Annotated in this window: 18 protein-coding genes, 1 pseudogene and 1 riboswitch; of the genes and pseudogenes, 4 read left to right on the forward strand and 15 right to left on the reverse strand. The window is 69.6% G+C overall.

Features of this window, described 5'->3' with window-relative positions:
- From EDC29_RS09895 to EDC29_RS09905, 3 genes and pseudogenes are all read left to right on the forward strand, one after another.
- Positions 1 to 180: pseudogene (locus tag EDC29_RS09895) on the forward strand (IS110 family transposase); the annotation flags it as partial.
- 149 nt (positions 181 to 329) lie between these two features.
- Positions 330 to 1,619 carry a paraquat-inducible protein A gene (locus EDC29_RS09900; protein WP_132229688.1) on the forward strand — a complete coding sequence of 430 codons (1,290 nt, stop codon included), beginning with the start codon at positions 330 to 332 and terminating at the stop codon, positions 1,617 to 1,619.
- Positions 1,616 to 2,113, forward strand: a complete 498-nt coding sequence (locus EDC29_RS09905; protein ID WP_123139739.1) for a hypothetical protein — start codon at positions 1,616 to 1,618, stop codon at positions 2,111 to 2,113. Before EDC29_RS09900 ends, EDC29_RS09905 begins: the two co-directional genes overlap by 4 nt.
- A gap of 7 nt (positions 2,114 to 2,120) precedes the next feature.
- On the opposite strand, the gene EDC29_RS09910 is transcribed toward EDC29_RS09905, so the two are convergent.
- The 10 genes from EDC29_RS09910 to EDC29_RS09955 form a co-directional block, all read right to left on the reverse strand.
- Positions 2,121 to 2,849, reverse strand: coding sequence for a LysM peptidoglycan-binding domain-containing protein (locus EDC29_RS09910; RefSeq protein WP_132229690.1), 729 nt, complete (start codon positions 2,847 to 2,849; stop codon positions 2,121 to 2,123).
- Positions 2,850 to 2,963: 114 nt separating this feature from the next.
- Positions 2,964 to 4,325 (reverse strand): TrpB-like pyridoxal phosphate-dependent enzyme, encoded by a 1,362-nt coding sequence (locus EDC29_RS09915; RefSeq protein WP_123139741.1) that lies wholly within the window; start codon positions 4,323 to 4,325, stop codon positions 2,964 to 2,966.
- A gap of 377 nt (positions 4,326 to 4,702) precedes the next feature.
- Positions 4,703 to 5,143 carry a type IV pilin protein gene (locus EDC29_RS09920; RefSeq protein ID WP_132229692.1) on the reverse strand — a complete coding sequence of 147 codons (441 nt, stop codon included), beginning with the start codon at positions 5,141 to 5,143 and terminating at the stop codon, positions 4,703 to 4,705.
- Positions 5,144 to 5,196: 53 nt separating this feature from the next.
- Positions 5,197 to 9,009 carry a pilus assembly protein gene (locus EDC29_RS09925; protein WP_132229694.1) on the reverse strand — a complete coding sequence of 1,271 codons (3,813 nt, stop codon included), beginning with the start codon at positions 9,007 to 9,009 and terminating at the stop codon, positions 5,197 to 5,199.
- Between the two features lie 2 nt (positions 9,010 to 9,011).
- The gene (locus EDC29_RS09930) at positions 9,012 to 9,515 is read right to left on the reverse strand and encodes a pilus assembly PilX family protein (RefSeq protein ID WP_132229696.1); all 504 of its coding nucleotides are present in this window, start codon (positions 9,513 to 9,515) and stop codon (positions 9,012 to 9,014) included.
- Positions 9,512 to 10,468 (reverse strand): PilW family protein, encoded by a 957-nt coding sequence (locus tag EDC29_RS09935; RefSeq protein WP_132229698.1) that lies wholly within the window; start codon positions 10,466 to 10,468, stop codon positions 9,512 to 9,514. The genes EDC29_RS09930 and EDC29_RS09935 overlap by 4 nt, the downstream gene beginning before the upstream one ends.
- Entirely contained in the window at positions 10,465 to 10,929 is a 465-nt protein-coding gene (gene pilV / locus EDC29_RS09940) for a type IV pilus modification protein PilV (protein WP_123139747.1), read from the reverse strand. The genes EDC29_RS09935 and pilV overlap by 4 nt, the downstream gene beginning before the upstream one ends.
- Positions 10,922 to 11,467 (reverse strand): GspH/FimT family pseudopilin, encoded by a 546-nt coding sequence (locus EDC29_RS09945; protein WP_165913492.1) that lies wholly within the window; start codon positions 11,465 to 11,467, stop codon positions 10,922 to 10,924. The genes pilV and EDC29_RS09945 overlap by 8 nt, the downstream gene beginning before the upstream one ends.
- Positions 11,468 to 11,821: 354 nt before the next feature.
- On the reverse strand, positions 11,822 to 12,148 hold the full coding sequence (locus EDC29_RS09950) for a c-type cytochrome (protein WP_123139749.1): 327 nt from the start codon (positions 12,146 to 12,148) through the stop codon (positions 11,822 to 11,824).
- A gap of 2 nt (positions 12,149 to 12,150) precedes the next feature.
- Complete coding sequence (locus EDC29_RS09955) at positions 12,151 to 12,711, reverse strand: cytochrome c3 family protein (protein ID WP_132229700.1); 561 nt, start codon at positions 12,709 to 12,711, stop codon at positions 12,151 to 12,153.
- A gap of 486 nt (positions 12,712 to 13,197) precedes the next feature.
- On the opposite strand from EDC29_RS09955, the gene cbiB reads away from it, so the two are divergent.
- Positions 13,198 to 14,154: an adenosylcobinamide-phosphate synthase CbiB gene (gene cbiB, locus EDC29_RS09960; protein ID WP_132229702.1), complete on the forward strand. Its 957-nt coding sequence runs from the start codon at positions 13,198 to 13,200 to the stop codon at positions 14,152 to 14,154.
- Between the two features lie 6 nt (positions 14,155 to 14,160).
- On the opposite strand, the gene EDC29_RS17285 is transcribed toward cbiB, so the two are convergent.
- From EDC29_RS17285 to EDC29_RS09985, 5 genes are all read right to left on the reverse strand, one after another.
- The gene (locus EDC29_RS17285) at positions 14,161 to 14,475 is read right to left on the reverse strand and encodes an energy transducer TonB (protein WP_165913488.1); all 315 of its coding nucleotides are present in this window, start codon (positions 14,473 to 14,475) and stop codon (positions 14,161 to 14,163) included.
- A gap of 467 nt (positions 14,476 to 14,942) precedes the next feature.
- On the reverse strand, positions 14,943 to 15,344 hold the full coding sequence (locus EDC29_RS09970) for an ExbD/TolR family protein (protein ID WP_123139753.1): 402 nt from the start codon (positions 15,342 to 15,344) through the stop codon (positions 14,943 to 14,945).
- 10 nt (positions 15,345 to 15,354) lie between these two features.
- Positions 15,355 to 15,744 (reverse strand): ExbD/TolR family protein, encoded by a 390-nt coding sequence (locus tag EDC29_RS09975; RefSeq protein WP_132229706.1) that lies wholly within the window; start codon positions 15,742 to 15,744, stop codon positions 15,355 to 15,357.
- The gene (locus EDC29_RS09980; protein ID WP_123139755.1) at positions 15,734 to 16,390 is read right to left on the reverse strand and encodes a MotA/TolQ/ExbB proton channel family protein; all 657 of its coding nucleotides are present in this window, start codon (positions 16,388 to 16,390) and stop codon (positions 15,734 to 15,736) included. Before EDC29_RS09980 ends, EDC29_RS09975 begins: the two co-directional genes overlap by 11 nt.
- A gap of 153 nt (positions 16,391 to 16,543) precedes the next feature.
- Positions 16,544 to 16,750, reverse strand: a riboswitch (cobalamin riboswitch).
- Positions 16,751 to 16,974: 224 nt separating this feature from the next.
- Entirely contained in the window at positions 16,975 to 17,628 is a 654-nt protein-coding gene (locus EDC29_RS09985; protein WP_123139756.1) for an energy-coupling factor ABC transporter ATP-binding protein, read from the reverse strand.
- Positions 17,629 to 17,803 lie beyond the last annotated feature (175 nt).

Raw genomic sequence — 17,803 nt, forward strand, 5'->3', positions numbered from 1 at the left:
GCCGCCGTCACCGCCATTCGCTACAACCCTCACGTCAAGGACCTCTACGAACGCCTCCTGGCGCGCGGCAAGCCCAAGATGGTCGCCCTCGGCGCCGCCATGCGGAAACTCGCCCACATCTGTTTCGGCGTGTTCAAGAACCGTCGTCCCTACCAGCCCGATTACGCTTCCGCGGCTTGACGGGAAAGACGGTATCTTTGCGGTTCAATCCCTGGCCGCTGGCCGCTGGCCGCTGGCCGCTGGCCGCTGGCCGCTGGCCGCTGGCCGCTGGCCGCTGGCCGCTGATAGAGTGTCCCCACCGAAGAAACTGCTCTGTGGAGGGATCGCCGATGTCGGCTGCGCTGATGATCCGGCGGGGGTTGGTGGTGCTGGCGCTCGCCGGCGCCGTGGTGCTCGGGTTCCGGCTGGTGGAGGATCTCGGGCAGCTGCAGCGGCTCGAGGGCGATCGTGCCGAGCTGCGTCACGCCCGCTATGGCATGCTCGACACCGAGCAGTGGACCCGGCGGTTGAGCGCCGTGCTCGCCGAGCGCATCGCCGACTTCGAACTCGACGAGCGCACCCGGCCGCGCGTCCTCGCCACCCTGACCGAGGCGATCAAGGCGCTGATCGGCGAGATCGAGCGCCAGTTGTCGCTCAACGCGCCGCCCCGTGGCGGTGACTGGCTGACCCAGCTCCAGGGCACGCTGCACCAGCAGTTGCAGTCGCGGCTGATCGACTTCGACGCCCTGCGCGCCCAGGCGCCACGCTATGCCGAGCGGCTGCTCGCGGCGCTCGAGGGGCCGGGCACCGAGGCGGCGATCCGCGCCGAGCTGCTGGGGCTGCTCACCGCCGCCACACCCACCGAGGTCGAGCACTCGCCGGTGCTGAAGGCCCTGCTCGAGCGCCATGGCTGTGCCGAGGTCGGGGCCTGCGCCGCCGCGCTCGAGCGCGAGGCGGCGGCGTTGCGTCCGGCAATCGACCAGCAACTCGGCGTGCTGATCGGTCTCGCCGCGCTGATCTTCGCGCTGGTCGCCTGGGGACGGGTGCAGGAGCGCCGGGTCGACGGTTTCGCGCTGGGCGCCGCGATCGCCATCACCCTGCTCCTGCTGCTCACCGCGCTGTTCAGTCCGATGCTCACGATCGAGGCGCGTGTCGACCGGCTCGGTCTCGAGTTCCTCGGTGAGTCGGTGGTGTTCACCGATCAGGTGCTCTACTACCAGTCCAAGAGTCTGTTCCAGGTGGTCGAGATCCTGATCCGCGCCGGGGGGGCGGACCTGTGGCTGGTGGCGTTGCTGATCACCCTGTTCAGCGTCGTCTTCCCCGCGCTCAAGCTGCTCGCCACCCTGGTCTATCATCGCGCCGCCGGCGCGCCGGTCGCGGCACCGGTGCGCTTCTTCGCGCTGTGCTCGGGCAAGTGGTCGATGGCCGATGTGCTGGTGGTGGCGCTGTTCATGGCCTATCTCGGCTTCGACGCGCTGGTGGCCAATCAGCTCGACACCCTGGGCGCCACCGAGGCGACCGTGCTCACCACCAATGGCACCGCGCTCGCGCCCGGTTTCTATCTGTTCCTCGCCTTCGTGCTCGCCAACCTGGTGTTGTCGAGCCTGATCGAGCGTGGCGCCGGGGAGCGGCGGCGATGAGTCGGCGCTGGGGTCTGGTGTTTGCAGCGGCGCTGCTGATCCCGATGGTCGTGGCGGCCGACGGCGAGTGGCGCGCCGGGCTCTCCGCTGGCGGCGAGGTGCGCGTCGAGCCGGAGACGCGTCGTGCCTGGCGGGTGGGCGAGGACGGTGAGCGTCGGCCGCTGTGGGACGGGGTGCATCGGCTCGAGGACGGCTCGGTGGTGATCGTGCGCGAGGGCACCGTGGTGCCGAGCGCGTCGATGCAGCAGCAGTGGTCGACGGATGTGCCGATGACCGAGGGGGAGACGGTGGCGACACCCTCGGACTGTGATGCGCTGGTCGAGCAGGTCTGTGGTCCGGCCGCCGGCTGTCTGCGCTCCGAGTCCTGTCGGCTGGCGCTGGAGCTGCGCGCGCTGGCGCTGGACGAGGCGCGCGCCGAGGGCGATGCCACTGAGACCCGGGCGCAGTGTCGTGAGGCGCTGGCCGAAGGGCTACTGGGGCGCTGCGGCGATTGAGTGCACCTCAGGGCAGGATCAGGGTCATCCCGGGGGTGAGCCGGTCGGGGTCGTCGAGCAGGTGGCGGTTGCCCGCGAACAGGCGTTGCCAGCGCCCCTCGGTGCCGTAGACGCGCCGGCTGATCAGTGCCAGCGAGTCGTTCTCCTCGACCCGATAGAGACCGCGCGCGTCGGTCAACACGGCGAGTAGCGCCTGATCGAGCTGGAGCTGGGTGCGGGCGCCGGCGACCTCGATCTTCCGTCCTGCGCCACGCGCCGGCTGTTGCAGGGTCTCGACGAGCACCCGGTAGGAGGTCGCCGCGGCCGCGCGCGCCTCGTCGATCTCCAGGGTGCCGCCGAGCGCCGGCGGCAGCCGCCGCAGCAGCTGGTCGAGCCGGTGGGCGTCGGTGCGTGCTTCGTCGAGTGCGGCGCTGGCGTCGAGATGCGCTTGCGATTGGGCACGTAGCGCCTCGCCGAGTGCGGCGCGGGCGTCCTCGCTCCTGGCCAGCTCCTGGCGCAGCCGTTCGAGGGTCTGGGTGCTGGTGGCGAGACGGCGCTCGGCCTCCATCCGCGCCTGATCGGCGGCCTTGCGCGCACCGGCCGACTCGCGCAGCTTGTCCTGCATGCCGGCGATATGGGTCTCCAGCTCCTCGATGCGCGAGGGCGGGGCGACGGGCTCGGCGGTGGTGAGGACGGCGGGCTCGGCGACCGCGCGGGTCGCGCTGCACAGAGCGAGGGCGAGGACGAGGTTACGCAAGGCGATCAACTCCATCCGGCGAGTCGGGACTGTCACCGCCGCCACCGTCCCTGGTGGTGTCGGTGCCGGGGGGCGGTGCGCTGGGCAGCCGAACCCCGGGGCGTGGCGACCGCGTCAGTCGACGCTGGGCAGCCCGGCGAGGGCCATCGCGACCTCGCTCTCGGCATAGTCGAGGTCCTTGAGCTTGCCGCCGAGATAGTCGGTGTAGGCCTGCATGTCGAAGTTACCGTGACCGCTGAGGTTGAACAGGATGGTCTTCGACTCACCCGACTCACGGCACTTCTCGGCCTCGTGGATCGCGGCGCGCACCGCGTGGTTGGACTCGGGCGCGGGCAGGATGCTCTCGGCCTTGGCGAACTGCAGTCCGGCGGCGAAGCACTCGAGCTGATTGTAGGAGCGCGGGTCGATGTGGCCAAGTTCGGTGAGGTGGCTGACCAGCGGCGCCATGCCGTGATAGCGCAGCCCGCCGGCGTGGAAGCCCGGGGGCACGAAGCTCGCACCGAGGGTGTGCATCTTGCAGATCGGCGAGATCTGGGCGGTGTCGCCGTAGTCGTAGGCGAACTTGCCCTTGGTGAGCGAAGGACAGGCCGAGGGCTCGACGGCGATGCACTCGACCTTGCGTCCGCCGCGCAGGTGGTCGCCGATGAAGGGGAAGGCGATGCCGGCGAAGTTACTGCCGCCGCCGGTGCAACCGATGACCATGTCGGGCTCGGCGTCGGCCATCTCGAGTTGCTTCTGCGCCTCGAGTCCGATCACCGTCTGGTGCAGCAGGACGTGGTTGAGCACGCTGCCGAGGGCGTACTTGGTGTCGTCGTTCTGCGCGGCCAGCTCGACCGCTTCGCTGATCGCCATGCCGAGGCTGCCGGTGTTGTCCGGGGTGTCGGCAAGGATCTTGCGGCCGCACTCGGTGGTGTCGCTGGGGCTGGCGATGCAGCGGGCGCCGAAGGCCTCCATGAAGGCACGACGGTAGGGCTTCTGGTTGAAGCTCACCTTGACCATGTAGACCAGCACCTCGAGCCCGAACATCGACCCGGCGAGCGACAGCGACGAGCCCCATTGGCCAGCGCCGGTCTCGGTGGTGAGCCGCTTGACGCCCTCGATCTTGTTGTAGAAGGCCTGGGCGACGGCGGAGTTGGCCTTGTGGCTGCCGGTGGGGCTGACGCCCTCGTACTTGTAGAAGATCTTGGCCGGGGTATCGAGCGCCTGCTCCAGTCGACGGGCACGGTAGAGCGGCGAGGGGCGCCACTGCCGCAGCACCTCGCGCACCGGACCGGGGATCTCGATCTCGCGCTCGGTGCTCATCTCCTGCTCGATCACGCCGCGCGGGAAGATCACCTCCAGCTCGTCGGCGCTCAACGGCTGCCGGGTGACCGGGTTGAGCGGGGGATACATCGGTTCCGGCAGATCGGCGTTGATGTTGTACCAGAAGCGGGGCAGGTGCTGCTCATCGAGCAGGTACTTGACTGGGTCGCTCATGCTGTCGTCTGACCTCGGTGATGGATGGGGCGGCCGATGGCGAATCCGCCGCGCTCTCGTTCGCTCGCGACGCGCGGGTGGTCGCGCGCTTGGGTTTTCTGGTTGCGGAGGGATGCCCCGGATGACGCGATCCCCGGAATGACGGGGGATGGTGGCGCAAAAGCGCGCGGCGCGCGTTGCCTGACATCAATCGGGGGGCGAAATTCCGCCGCATGGCGGGGCGATTGATCGCTGCGACGGCGTTCCGGGGTCGTCCGGCTGGAGGCGTCGCGTCATGCCGGTCGGCGTGGGTGTCGCGCCCGGCCTCTGGGGTTCCGCGCGGTCATGATACCGCGCGATCGTGTGCGGGGTCGAAGCGTGTGTCCGTCGCTCGGTGGCTAGTGGCCCCAGCAGGCGGCGGCGTCGCGGCTGGCGTCGCTGCCGACGCGACGCTGGCCGACATGGTTGAGGGTGAGGGTGCCGCAGGCGTCGCCGCTCATGGTGCCGGTGGGCACCGCCTCGAGCTGGAAGCCCTGGGCGCCGCTGCGGGCGTTGTCGTAGCCGATGCTGTAGTAGGCGCCGCCGCTCGCCGGTACCTGGGTGATCGGCAGCGTGGGCAGGTTGGCGCCGTCGAGGTAGCTGCTGCGCTTGGCGTAGTGACGCTCCAGGAACTGGGCGTTCTGCAGCAGTGCGGTCTTGGCCTCGGCGCGATAGGAGCGCTCGATGTAGATGCGGTAGCTCGGCAGCGCGACGGCGGCGAGGATGGCGACGATGGCCACGGTGATCATCAGCTCGATCAGGGTGAAGCCGTGGGGCCGGGTGTTCTTGGTCTGGTGCATGGTGATGGTGTCGTTGCGCCGACCGGGCTTGCGCGCCCGGTCGGGTGGATGGGTCAGAGGAGCTGGCGCCAGTCGATACGGTGCATCTGGCCCCCGTAGGGCGGCTGGCCCTGCTTCCTCGGGATGTCGTCGGGATCGGCGTTGCCGGTCGAGCTGGCGGTGTAGGTGACGACGTGTCCGCTCTCGTCGCGCATCAGCAAGGCGCCCTTGGTGAAGCCGCTCTGCGGGTCGAGCACCACGCCGATCACCGGGCTGCCGTCGTCGCCGCCGACCCGGTCGCCCGAGTCGAAGCTGCCGTCGTCGTTGATGTCGTAGAGCGAGTCGCCCTCGGGCAGGTCGCCGGTGATCAGCGAGAAGGTGTAGTCGGTCTTGTGACCGCCGCGATCGCAGGGGTCGTTCGAGGGGGTCTTGGTGATGAAGGTCACCCAGCTGGTCGCCTCGCTGAACTGCTGCACATTGGGCATGTAGTCGAAGCGCTCGGCGGGGTTGCGCCCGTCGTGGTCGAGGTCCAGATACCAGCCCCGGTCGTCCATCCAGCTCACCGTGCCCTGGGCGGTGAAGGTCTTCACCCGGCGTCCGTCCTTGACGGTCTCGGTGGTGCGTCGTGAGATGAGATCGGCGCGCTCGAGTCCGGCGCGCCCCTCGTCCTTGTCGAAGATGACATAGAAGCTCTGCTGCTGGGTGTCGGTGATGTCGGTCTGGGAGAGATAGCGCCCGGTGCCGACATAGACGATCACGCCCCCGCCCTCGGGTGAGGTGACGACCGCCGGGCGGGCGGTGATCGGCTGGCGCGCGCCGTCGTCGTCGGTGGCGATGAACAGCGGCGCCGGGGTGCCGCCGGCGTCGGTGGCCACCGCCCAGTCGCCGTCGGACTCGCGCTCCAGCTTCCACAGGTTGCCCTGGAGGTCGCCGACATAGATGCGGTCGACGATGCCGTCGTTGTTGGCGTCATGGAGCGCCGGGGAGGACAGGCCGTTGTCGCCGGCGGTTGCGGGCAGGGTGATCTTCTCGCGATCGGACTTGCCGCCGAGCGAGACCAGATAGAGCACCGCGCGCCCGTTGTCGCTGTTGTAGCCGTTGCCGAAGATCAGCGCCCAGTGATCGGGAGCGGTGGCGGCGATCTGCGGGGCGCTGTAGGTCAGTCCGAGATCGCGGTCGTCGGCGTCGGTGAACTCCCAGATCACGTCGTCGGCGTCGAACGTCTCGGGATCGCTGACGTCGAGCAGGAAGACGCCCCGCCCGCCGCCGCCCAGCGCGCCGGCGAGATAGGTGCGCCAGGCGTCACCGACATGGGCGTCGCCGAGGGTGAGCGGACCGTCGACGAAGGGTCGATGCTGATAATTGATCTCGGGCAGCGCGTCGAGGTCGTGATAGACGGCGTAGGGGACATAGGCGAACAGCTCACGGCCCGAGGCCGGATCGTCGAGATCGGCGCGGAAGCCGTGCAGCATGCCGTCGTTGGCGCCGACATAGAGCATCGGCAGGCGTCGCTCCTTGGCGCGCAGATAGGCCGCGTAGCCGTCCTTGCCGCTGACCCCGGAGCTGGTGGCGCCATAGCCCTGATCGGTGGCGCCGCTGTAGATCGGGTCGGCATTGAGCACGTCGCCGAGCTGGCTGGTGGCGCGGTCGCGCAGGGTGGCGTCGTGGATGCGGCCATAGCGTGGCTGTTCGTCGGCAGCCGGGTCATGATAGCTGCCGACGCCGTTGCAGCCACTCGCCTGCAGGGCGACGCCGAGGGTGTCGGCGGTGGTCTCCACGACCCGGAAGCGTCCGTTGTAGTGCGGCGAGTCCACCGGCCCCTGGTCGTCCTCGACCTGCACCCCGGTGATCACCACCTGGTCGCCGGTGCTGAAGGGGTGTCCCTTGACCGTGAAGGTGGCGAGGGTGTCGCCCGAGGATCTCGAGCAGTCGGCCCCCTCGATGCGCCCGTCGCCGCGCAGCCAGGCCAGTCGTCGCGTGCAGTCGGCGCCGAGTGCCGCGCCCAGGGCGCCGTTGCAGCGGTCGAAGGCGGTGGCGCCGGCGGCGCCGTTGGTGGTGAAGATGCGGCGCGCGTAAGGGGGAGGCAGGCGTTGGGAGGCGCGCCATAGCTCGGCGTCCTCGCGCGCCGGGCTGGTGGCGACGACATCGCCGCTCCAGTCGGCATTGAAGCTGGCGGTGAAGATGGCCGTCCCGGCATCGTTGAGCCACTCACCGTTGGCCGTCGGGGTGGCATAGGTGCCCGAGTCGGTGGTCGAACTGATCGCGCCGATGATCTCCTCGAAGGCCGCGGTGAGCGAGGCGGGGTCCTCGGCGCTGTAGAAACGGCCGCGACTGTTGATCGCCGCGTGCCACAGGTCGTAGACCTTGAGTGGATCGTAGGAGCGGATCTCGAAGCTCGGCCAGGACTTGCTGCCCGCGAGCAGCGCCTGGTAGTCGCCGCCGTAGGTGCTGCCGCCCCAGGCGGGGTCGGTCATGCTCGCCCCCAGCCCCAGGCCGACGGTGAAGTTGGTCATGTGCTGCCAAGTCGCCGGGTCGTTCCTGGGGTTCCAGTAGCGCGTCTTCTTGTCGCCCTGGGTGTCGAACTCGAACACCGGCACCTTGTCGCAGGTGGCGCCGGTGCAGTCGGGCTGGCGATCGCCCGATCCCCGGCGCAGGTCCGTCGCCCAGTAGTAGAAGGCGAGATCGCTGATCGTCGCCGAGTACATCGCGTCCTCGTAGGGCGGCCGGGCTTGGTACTTGGTGCCGTCCGGCAGCGTCCAGTTGCGGTTGGTGGCGTTGGTGGCGCCAGAGAAATTGTTGCCGTGGCCCTCGTCTTTGGAGTTCCAGATGCCGTCGGTCATCATGATGTGAAAGTTGCGCCGACAGCCGTGGGATTCGCGGTTTCGCCCCGATGACGAGTCCTCGTAGGGCGCGCTGGTGGTGAAGTAGTCGCCGGCGCGCTGCATCGCCGGGCGCAGCGGGGTGCCGCCATTGGTCTGGATCTGGGAGACCCAGTCGAAGAAGTTCTCGCGGTGGGTGCCGCTGAAGGTGTCGATGCGGTTGTCGCCACGCCGGAATTGCTGGCGCGTGCCACGACAGTTGCTGTAGCTGTCGAGCGGGCATTGATTGAGCGTCTGCCAGGCGACGCGCGCGCTGTCGTCGAGCCGTGCGAAGCTCAGGGTCGCCGCGGTCATGGTGGCGAGGTTGCGCGAGCGATAGAAGGCGTACCAGTTGGCGAAGTTCCGTCGCTCGTCGCTGCCGTCGGGGCCGGAGTCCTCGTCGACCTGAACCAGGGTGTAGCAGTCGTTGTCGTCGAGCTCGCCGTTGCAGCGCCGGTTGCCCGGCTCGAAGCGGTAGTAGTAGGCACGAACGTCATTGCTCCATCTGCCACCGTAATCGTCGTCGTCGTCGCCGTATCGCCTGACATAGACCTCGTCCGAGTAATGCGGCATCCAGCTCTCCTCGAGCCGGTTGCCGTAGCGCCACGACAGCCTCCGCGTCGGACGATAGTTGTCGGTCAGGTCGCGTGTGCCGTGGTCCGGCTCGTAGCCGTTGCGGTAGGCGGTGGCGAGTGCCCGCTCCGGGGTCGATGTATCGCTCGACGAGGGCAGGGGGTTGCCGTCGCTATCGCTCGGCGGGGTATAGAGGGTCTCGGGATCGTAATAGATGCCGTTGTAGTCGCTCGACTTGAAGTAGCGCTCCTCGAAGTCCTCGCTATCGCGCTGATCCGGTGCATAGCCGTAGCTCATGCTGCCCGAGTCGTCGATGGTCAGCAGGATGTTGGGCTCGACGCCGGCGCTGATGAGGAAGGGCGGGATGTCGGAGATCTCGATCGCCGGTGCCGCCGTGGCCGCCAGCAGCAGTCCGAGCAGCAGCCCGCGCAGTCGTTGTGGGGATCGCGTACGCATGCTCACTCCAATCGATACAGGCTCTGCAGGATGACCACCGAGGCGGGGTCGGCACCGACCCCGCGCGCGCTGACCCGGTAGTAGGCGCACTGTCTGGTGCCTCCCGGTTCGCACGGGGCCTCGGAGAGTCGCTCGATGACGTAACGGGGCTGTTCGGCGAGACCGTCGAGCGCGGTGCTCACGCTGACCACCTGGGTCTGGCCCCAGTTGAAGCGATCGCGCCGGTAGGCGGGCGTGTTGTCGGCATCGTGGGCGATGGTGTGGTCCTGCTCGAACTGGTCTCGGTCACTGATGGTGTCGGCCATCAATGCCTGATCGGCTGCGCGCAGCGCCGCCTCGGCGGCCTGGAAGGCGAGGTCGTGGTTGCGGATGCTGGTGCTCATCCGCTCCTGCTGGGTGTTTTGTACGGCGCTGGTGGTGCCGATCAGGGCGAGCACGGTGAGGAAGATCAGGGCGATGATCAGTACCGCGCCGCGTTGTCGGTGTTGGAGAGGATTTGGGCTCATGGCTGGATCAGGCGGTTTCTCACCGCGATGGTGCCGCTGACGATGCGATCGTCGAGCGTCCCGTCGAGGTCGTTGGTCGGGGTCAGGGTGAGGGTGAGGCGGATGGCGAGGACCCGTCTCCAGTCCTCGGCGCGCGCGCTCGCCGTGGTGGCGCTGCTGACCTGATCGGCGCGGACGTAGCGATCGACACTCTTGTCCGCGTCATCATCGATCCCGTAGAGGATCTGCAGGTCGGAGATGCCCTCGACGAGTTCGGTGTCCGTACCGTCCTGGCGCACCATCAGCGCGGGCTCGCCTTCGTCGTTGGTGCCGACGAAATAGCTGTGGGCGATCAGCGGATAGAGCCTGGGGGTGGCGGTATCGCTGCCGAAGCCGCAGGCGGTGGTCGAGTCCGACACCAGGGTCAGGGTGGTCGCCGAGCCCGTCGCGCAACCGGCGCTCGGGTCGGTGGAGGTCACCGCGAAGGTCTCGGTGAAGTAGGGGCTGGTGGCGATCCAGGTCTGACCGGCCAGGGGGAAGTGGGTGGGCTGACACGCCAAGGTGAAACGCGCCGCGCCGGCGCCGCCCTGGCAGGCCGTGTCGAGCACGAATGCATGATCGGTATCGGCGCGCACCAGATGAAGCACGTCTCCGCCCGTACGCCCGCTCATGGTGATGGTGTCGTGCTCGTCGTCGAGTCCGTGCAGTGGGTTGGCGATGTCGGTGGTCTCGGGCGGCCAGCTCGCGGGGGCGCTGTCGAGCTGGTAGCCACCGGTGTAGCCGGCCATGCGCACGTCGCGGGTCAGCGCGAGGAAGGCGTAGCGCGCGTCCTCCTGGAGCATCGCCAGGGTCTGGGTGGTGCGCTGGGTGGTGCGGGTACTGACCATCACCGCGCCGAGCGCGGCGATCATCATCAGGCTGATGGTGGAGGCGATCATCAGCTCGATCAGACTGAAGCCGCGTTGACGGATCATGGTGTGGGCTCCGGCAGCAGGGTCTCGGTGGCGAAGCTGACCCACTCCAGCGTCGGGTCGGCCTCGGCGCTGGTCGGCAGTCGCGTCTCGCGCCAGCGCAGCGTGATCGCGACCTTGTCGCCGTCGAGGGTGATCCGGCCCTCGCCGCTCGGCAGGTCGGCGGCGAGGGCCTGTTTCCAGCGCTGCAGGTCCTGGGCGCTGACCGAGGTGCCGGAGACGCTGTCGGTGAATCCGGTGGCATAGCTCGCGCGCTCGGCGCGATTGGCGCGCATCGACTCGATGATGTCGTGGGCGTGCAGGGTGGCATAGCTGCGCTGCAGCGCGCCGAGGTTGCTCTTCATGGTCAGCGCCTGCAGCGCGCCGAAGCCGAGCAGCCCGACGGCGAGCACGACCATGGTCACCAGCACCTCGATCAGGGTCAGGCCGCGCTGGCGGCGACCGGTGCGTGGGTATCTAGCCATCACAGCCCTCGTCGAGTCGTACCTGGCCGGTGCGCTTGACCCGCAGACAGCGCTGCTCGCCGTCGGTGACCCGGATGGTGAAGCGGGTCTCGGCGGCCTCGCCCAACGGTGGGGTGAAGACGATCGGGTCGCCGCCGCTGGCGGTGAGGGTGGCGGCCCCGAACGGGCGCACCACCTTGAGCAGACGGTCGTCGGCCCGCCCGTCACCGTCGATGTCGGTCTTGACGCCGGTGGCGTCGGCATCGTCGCGCACGAACACCAGCCAGCCGTCAGCCCAGTCGGTGGTGATGGTGCAGGTTGGCTGATCGGCATCGGCGTCGCCGGTCGCGCAGACGGCGACGGTCTGGCCCCGGCTCAGCGACTCGACCCGGGCCTGCTGGAGGCTGGCGCTGAGGCTGTTGGTGAGGCCGGTGAGTCGCGAGTCCTGCAGCAGGTGCTGGAAACCGGGGACGGCCAGCGAGAGCAGGATGACGGCGATGGCCAGGGTCACCATCAGCTCGATCAGGGTCACGCCACGAAGACGACGGGCCGCTGTCATCGATGTTCTGGGTGCGGCCACGTCGGTTGCTGAGGCCGGCCGGTGGCGGGGAACGGGAGGGACTGCTGACGACTGGGCATCGGGTTCCTTGCTGCTCCTTGCGCAACCGGGGCGTCCAGGTGTCCCGGTATCTGGGCTTTCATTGTACACGGCGTTGATATCGGTGGTGAATTGTGCGTCCGCGGGGTTGATCCGCGCCATTCGAGGCGGTCGCACCGGGTAGCCCCGGTGTCTTTGTGTCGTGGGTCGCGCGCTCGATCGTCAAGCATGGAAGCATGACGGATGAGACGAGGCGCGTCTGCAGGATGGATAAGGTTTCGGACATCGGCGCGCGCGCCGATGTCCGCGGGCGGCTCAGCGCAGCGAGTGCATATAGGCGACCAGGTCGGCCAGTTCCTGCGGCGTCAGCTCGGTCTTGGGCATCTGCGCGCCGGGCAGGGTGGCGGTGGGATCGAGCAGGTAGTCGCGCAGCCACTGCGCGCTGCGCTCGGCGCCGACCTGGTCGAGCGTGCCGCCGAGTGCGGCCATGGGGCCGGACTCGCCGCCCAGGGTGTGGCAGAGGTTGCACATCTTGGCCTCGTAGACCTGGGCGCCGCGTGCGGCGTCGCCGCTCGGGTCGGCCAGGGCGGTGGCGCTCAACAGCGTGGCGCCGATCAGTAGCGGGATGGCACGGACGGACATCTTCACTCCTCGTTCGTGGTGGTGGGAAGGGCGTCGCCGGCGAGGTGTGCGCGCAGATCCTTGTGGCCGACGTGGGGGTGGCAGTCGGCGCAGCTCAGGGCGTTGTCCGGCGCGAAATAGGTGCGGTGTCCGAAGGCCGCGGCCGGGCTCTGCTCGGGGGCGTGTTCGAGTGCGGCGTGACAGTTCAGGCAGGCCGAGTCGTAGAGGAAGTCGTTGCGTTGCTCGAGGCTGGTGACCCAGTCGGGCTCGAAGACGAGCGAGACCACCTGTCCCCAGCCGGCCTTGAGACCGAACAGTCCCTTCTGCACGAAATAATTGGCGGGGCTGTCGTGGGGCAGGTGGCAGTCGGCGCAGTCGGCCCGCAGTCCCTGGGGGTTCTGGCCGCCGTGGACGTCCTGATCATAGGAGGCGACGAAGGCATCCATGGTGTGACAGCTGCTGCAGAATTCACGGTCGGACGTCGCCTGGAGGGCGGTCTCGGTGACCATCCAGCTCCCGCTCGCCAGCCCCGCCAGGAGCAGCACGCCCCCGCTCCCGAGCAGCAGCCATGTGCGTTTCTTCATCGTTTCCTCCACAAGCCCTCGCCGTGGTCGGCGGGAGAACGGCTGCGCCCGCGGCAGCCGACGAAAACAGGGTGCAGGTCTCGTTTCCGTCGAGCTTCAAGGCGTCGCCCAGGGGCGGTGGAGTCTTGCAGTGCGCGGCGGTCGGTGAAACCTGCGACGGCTGACCGGCTCGTCCGCATGACCTTCATGCCTCCGCTGCAACGAGGGCGTCTGCTCGTTGGCGTGGCCGGGTCGAGTGCGGTGGCTCGAGCGATCGCCTGGACTATATCAATTGGATCGGGGGCGATCGCCGAGGTTCGCCGAAAATTACCGACTTGATTGCTTGGGATCATCGCTCGGGTGTTTTTACCCGGATCGCCAGACGTTGCCCGGGGTCGACTCGTTGGCTTACCCTGCCGCGCCGCGACCTCAGACCCTCTCTCCACCGATGAGCCACCGTTCTCTCCGCCACTTGCCGAGATCCATCCAGACCAAGGGCATGCTGCCATGTCGCTGAACATCGAGCTGTCGCTGATCCTCGGCGCCGTGCTGCTCGATGCGCTGCTCGGCGACCCGGTCTATCGGCTCCATCCGGTGCGCCTGCTCGGTGGCTGGATCGCGCGCTCGGAGCAGGCGTTGTTCGCGCGCGGGCTCGACGGCTATCTGGGCGGCGTCCTGCACTGGCTGCTGGTGGTCGGTGGCGCGCTTGCCGCCTGGTGGGGCGTGCGCCTCGGGCTGGCGGCGCTGCACCCGCCGCTCGCGCTCGGCTGGGATCTGTTCATCGCCTATAGCCTGCTCTGCACCCGTGACCTGCTCGAACACGGTCGGCGGGTGCTGGCGCCGCTCGTCGCCGGCGACCTGCCCGGCGCCCGCGCGCAACTGGCGATGCTGGTGGGGCGGGATGTCGAGCCGCTCGGCACCGACGGGGTGACGCGCGCGACCATCGAGAGCCTGTCGGAGAACCTCACCGACGGCGTGCTCACCCCGCTGTGGGCGCTCTGCCTGTTCGGGGTGCCGGGGCTGGTGGTGGTCAAGGCCGTCTCCAGCCTCGACTCCATGGTCGGCTATCGCAACGAGCGTTATCGCCGCTTCGGCTGGGCCGGTGCGCGCTCGGACGATCTGGTGCACTGGCTCCCGGCCCGGCTCTCGCCGCTGGTGGTCGCGCTTGCCGCGGTGCTGCTGCGCGAGCACCCCGGGTTGGCGCTGCGCGCGGCCTGGCGCTATCACGCGCTGCTGCCGAGCCCGAACTCGGGCTGGAGCGAGGCGGCCTGTGCCGGGGCGCTGCGGGTGCGGTTGATCGGACCGGTGTGGTCCGGCGGGCGACTGGTCACCGATCGCTTCCTCGGCGATCCGACGTGGCCGGCGGCGCTCGGCGCCGTCGATCTGCAGCGTGCGCTGCGGCTGCTGGGGTGGAGCTCGGTGGTGGCGCTCGCCTTTGGGTTGGGGTTTGCGGCGCTGGGCTGAGGCCGCTCAGCCCGACTCCAGACGGAAGATCACCGGCACCGTGAGCTGTGCCGCGACCGCGCGTCCGGCCTGCCAGGCCGGTGCGAAGCGCCAGCGCTCGACCGCGCGCAGTGCGGCGTCGTCGAGCAGGCGATGGCCGCTGCTCTCGATCAGGGTGGTGGCGCCGACCCGCCCGTCGGCGCCGACCGCGACCCGGATCAGCACCCGACCCTCGACCCCCTGGCGACGCGCCAGTCGCGGGTAGCGCGGCGGTGGGTTGCCGGCGAGGGGGCGAGCCGGACGGTCGGTGCCGGTCTGCTCGGCGCGTCTGCTCGGGGTCACGTCCGCATGCGTCGTCGAGCTGGGGCGTGCGGGCGCGACGGGCGTCGCCGACTCACTTCGAGTCGGCGGCGGTGGTGGAGGGGGGGGCTTGGCGCTCGCGCGTGGCGCCGCGATACTCGGCTCTGGCTCTGGCTCTGGCTCTGGCTCTGGCTCTGGCTCTGGCTCTGGCTCTGGCTCTGGCTCTGGCTCTGGCTCTGGCTCTGGCGCTGGCGCTGGCGCTGGCGCTGGCGCTGGCGCTGGCGCTGGCGCTGGCGCTGGTTGGGTGGGCGTCGGTTCGGCGCTCGCTGGTGCCGCGTCGGCGATGTCGGCGGGTGCGTCGGGCGTTCCTCTACCCTGGAGCGAGAGTCGGATCTCGCCCGTCCCGAGCGTCGGTTCGCGCAGCGGCGGCAGCAGCCAGGCGAGGGCCAGGTGCGCGCCCAGCGCCAGGATCAGCGCCACGCCCCACAGCAGGCGGGTCGTCGTCCGGCTCATGGCGACTCCCGGGTGATCAGCGAGAGCGCGTCGACCCCCTGCGCGCGCAATATCGCGAGTAGATCGAGCAGGGTTCCGCTCGGGGTGTCGGCGTCGGCCTCGACGGCGATCGCGCGCCCCGGCTCGTCCGCCACGCGTGCGGCGATCTCCGCGTCCAGCTCCGCACGGGTGATCGGCACGCCGGCGAGGGCGAGCCGGCCGTCGGCGGCGAGTACGAGCCGCAGGCGGCCATCGGGCAGGCGCTCGCCCGGCGCGGCCTCGGGGGGCGTGACCGGTAGCGGCGAGGGTGGCTCGAGGGTGCCGACCAGGAGGAAGAACACCAGCAGCAGGAGCACGACGTCGACCAGCCCGCTCATCGGGTCGCGCTGGCGTCTGCGGGGTGGTCCGGGGATCTGCATCCGTGTGCCCTCAGGGCTCGATCAGGGCGAGCTGTTGTGCGCCAGCCAGGCGCGCCAGGTCGGTCATCTGGACCAGGGTCTGGAGCGGTGTCTCGCGCTCGGGGACGATCACCAGCGTGCTGCCCGGTTCCGCGGCGAGCCGCGCGCGCAGCCGTGTCACCAGTGCATCGTGCGGGCAGGGCACGCCGTCGAGCCGCAGCCCGCCGTCGGCGGCGACATCGAGTCGCAGCGTGGTCGCGACGCTGTCGGCGGTGCCGCCGTCACGGGTCTCGATCGGCAATTGTTGCAGTGGGTCGAGTCGGGCGGCGAGCAGGAAGAAGAGCAGCAGCAGGAAGACCACGTCGACCAGCGGCGCGAGTCCGATGCCGCGAGCGCGGCGGCGCAGCGGCTCAATGTGCATCGGCCACCGGCATGGTGAACAGCCGGGTCAGGGCGTCCTCGGTGTCGTGACGCGCGCGCTCGATGATCGCCTCCAGCCAGTGCAGCGCCGCGGCGGCGGGGATGGCGATCGCCAGGCCCGCGGCGGTGGTCAGCAGCGCCTCCCAGATGCCCCCGGCGAGCAGCGCCGGGTTGGCCTGTCCGCCGGCCTGCTCGAGGGTGCGGAAGGCCTCGATCATGCCGAGTACGGTGCCCAGCAGTCCGAGCAGCGGCGCCAGGGTGACGATGGCGTCGAGTCCGCGCAGATGGGCGTTGAGCCGCTGCTGCTGGGCCGCCGCCTCGCGCAGCACCTCCTCGCGCAGCTGCTGCGGGGTGCGCCCGCCGTCCGCCAGTCCGTCGATGGCCACCGCCAGCACCGCGGCGATCGGTTGAGGGGCGGGGGCGAGCGCGCCGCGCGCCTCGTCGAGCCGTCCGGCGGCGCAGGCGGCGAGCGTCGGCGCGATGAAGGCGCGCGCGCCGACCCGCAACCGCGCGAACTGCAGCAGCTTGAACAGCACCAGGGTGAGCGCGAGCAGCGAGAGCGCGCACAACACCAGCATCACCGGGCCGCCGGCACGGACGAATTCGAGCGCGGCCTGTGTGGCGGCAGAGAGCTTGGCGAGATCCATGTCGACGGGCGCCTCCAGGCGGTGTTGCTGGGCGGGGCGGTGGATCTCGGGGGAGGGACTGGACGGTTGGCACGACCGGCCCGGTGAGCGGACGCCGGGGCCGGGCAGGGCGCCAGTGGGTCCCACCCTCGGCACACCCCGTCCGACGGTCAGGCGATCGGTGTCTCGATGGCAGGTCTCCTGGCTCGCGGGTCGGGGTCGGGCGCCCGGCCTTCCCGGTCCGGTTCGGACCAGTGGCGTCATGAGGGGGCGCGGACTCGCCGCTGACAGTTGCGGGGGCAGCCACGGCCTTGGCCCGAACGGGCCGCACCGTGTTCCCTTTTGATCCCCTCGCGGGGAACCATCGCTGGCCGAGCATCATACCGCCGGTCGAGGGCGAGTCAAGCGGTTAGCCAGTGGCGACACGGATTCTGAACCGCGAAGACACAAAGGGCGCGAAGGGAGGGTAAAAGCGAACGGTCGCCGGTCTCCAGTCGTGGACGCCAATCCGCTCTGCCAGCTGGGAGCTGGCAGTTGAGTAAGATCCCTTTGTGTACTTCGCGCCTTTGTGGTTCGACGCTGCCGCGATTCAAGGGTTGCCCGCGTCAGCCTGCCTCCAGCCGTCCCTGGTCGAGTCGGTAGTGGCGGGTGGCGAGGGTCTGGCGCAGTGGGGTGTCGTGGCTGACCAGCACCAGGGTCTGATCGAGGTCGGCGAGGATCTGCAGGAGACGGGCACGGGTGGGGTCGTCGAGCGCGTTGGTCGGCTCGTCGAGCAGCAGCACCTCTGGCTCCATGGCGAGCACCGCGGCGAGGGCGACCAGACGACGCTCACCACCGGAGAGACGGTGGGTGACGCGGTCGCGCAGGTGTTCGAGCCCCAGTCGGGCGAGGGTGCGCTCGACCGTCGCCCGGGCCTGCGCCGGCGACTGACCGAGGTTGCGTGGACCGAAGGCGATGTCCTCGACCACCGTGGGACAGAACAGCTGGTCGTCGGCGTCCTGGAACACCAGCCCGGCGCGCCGACGTACCGCATGGAAGTCGTGCTCGACGCGGCGGGGTGCGCCGAAGGCGACCAGGGTGCCGGCGGCGGGGCGCAACAGCCCGACCATCAACTGCAACAGGGTGCTCTTGCCCGAGCCGTTGGCACCATGGACGGCGATCCGTTCACCGGACCGGATCGTCAGCTCGACCCCGCTGAGTACCGGCGGTCGGCCAGGATAGGCGAAGTGGATGTCGGTGAGTCTGAAGAGTGGATCCATCCGGGATGCTCGAATACGGAAGATGGGGAACGCTATCAGCTTCCAGCTTCCAGCTTCCAGCTTCCAGCTTCCAGCTTTCAGCTTTCAGCCGCCAGCCGCCAGCTACCAGCCGCCAGCCACCGGCGCCAAGCTTTCCCACTGGAGGCTGAGGGCTGGAAGCTGGAGGCCTGCAATC

The organism is Marichromatium gracile (assembly GCF_004343155.1).
Lineage (GTDB): Bacteria > Pseudomonadota > Gammaproteobacteria > Chromatiales > Chromatiaceae > Marichromatium > Marichromatium gracile.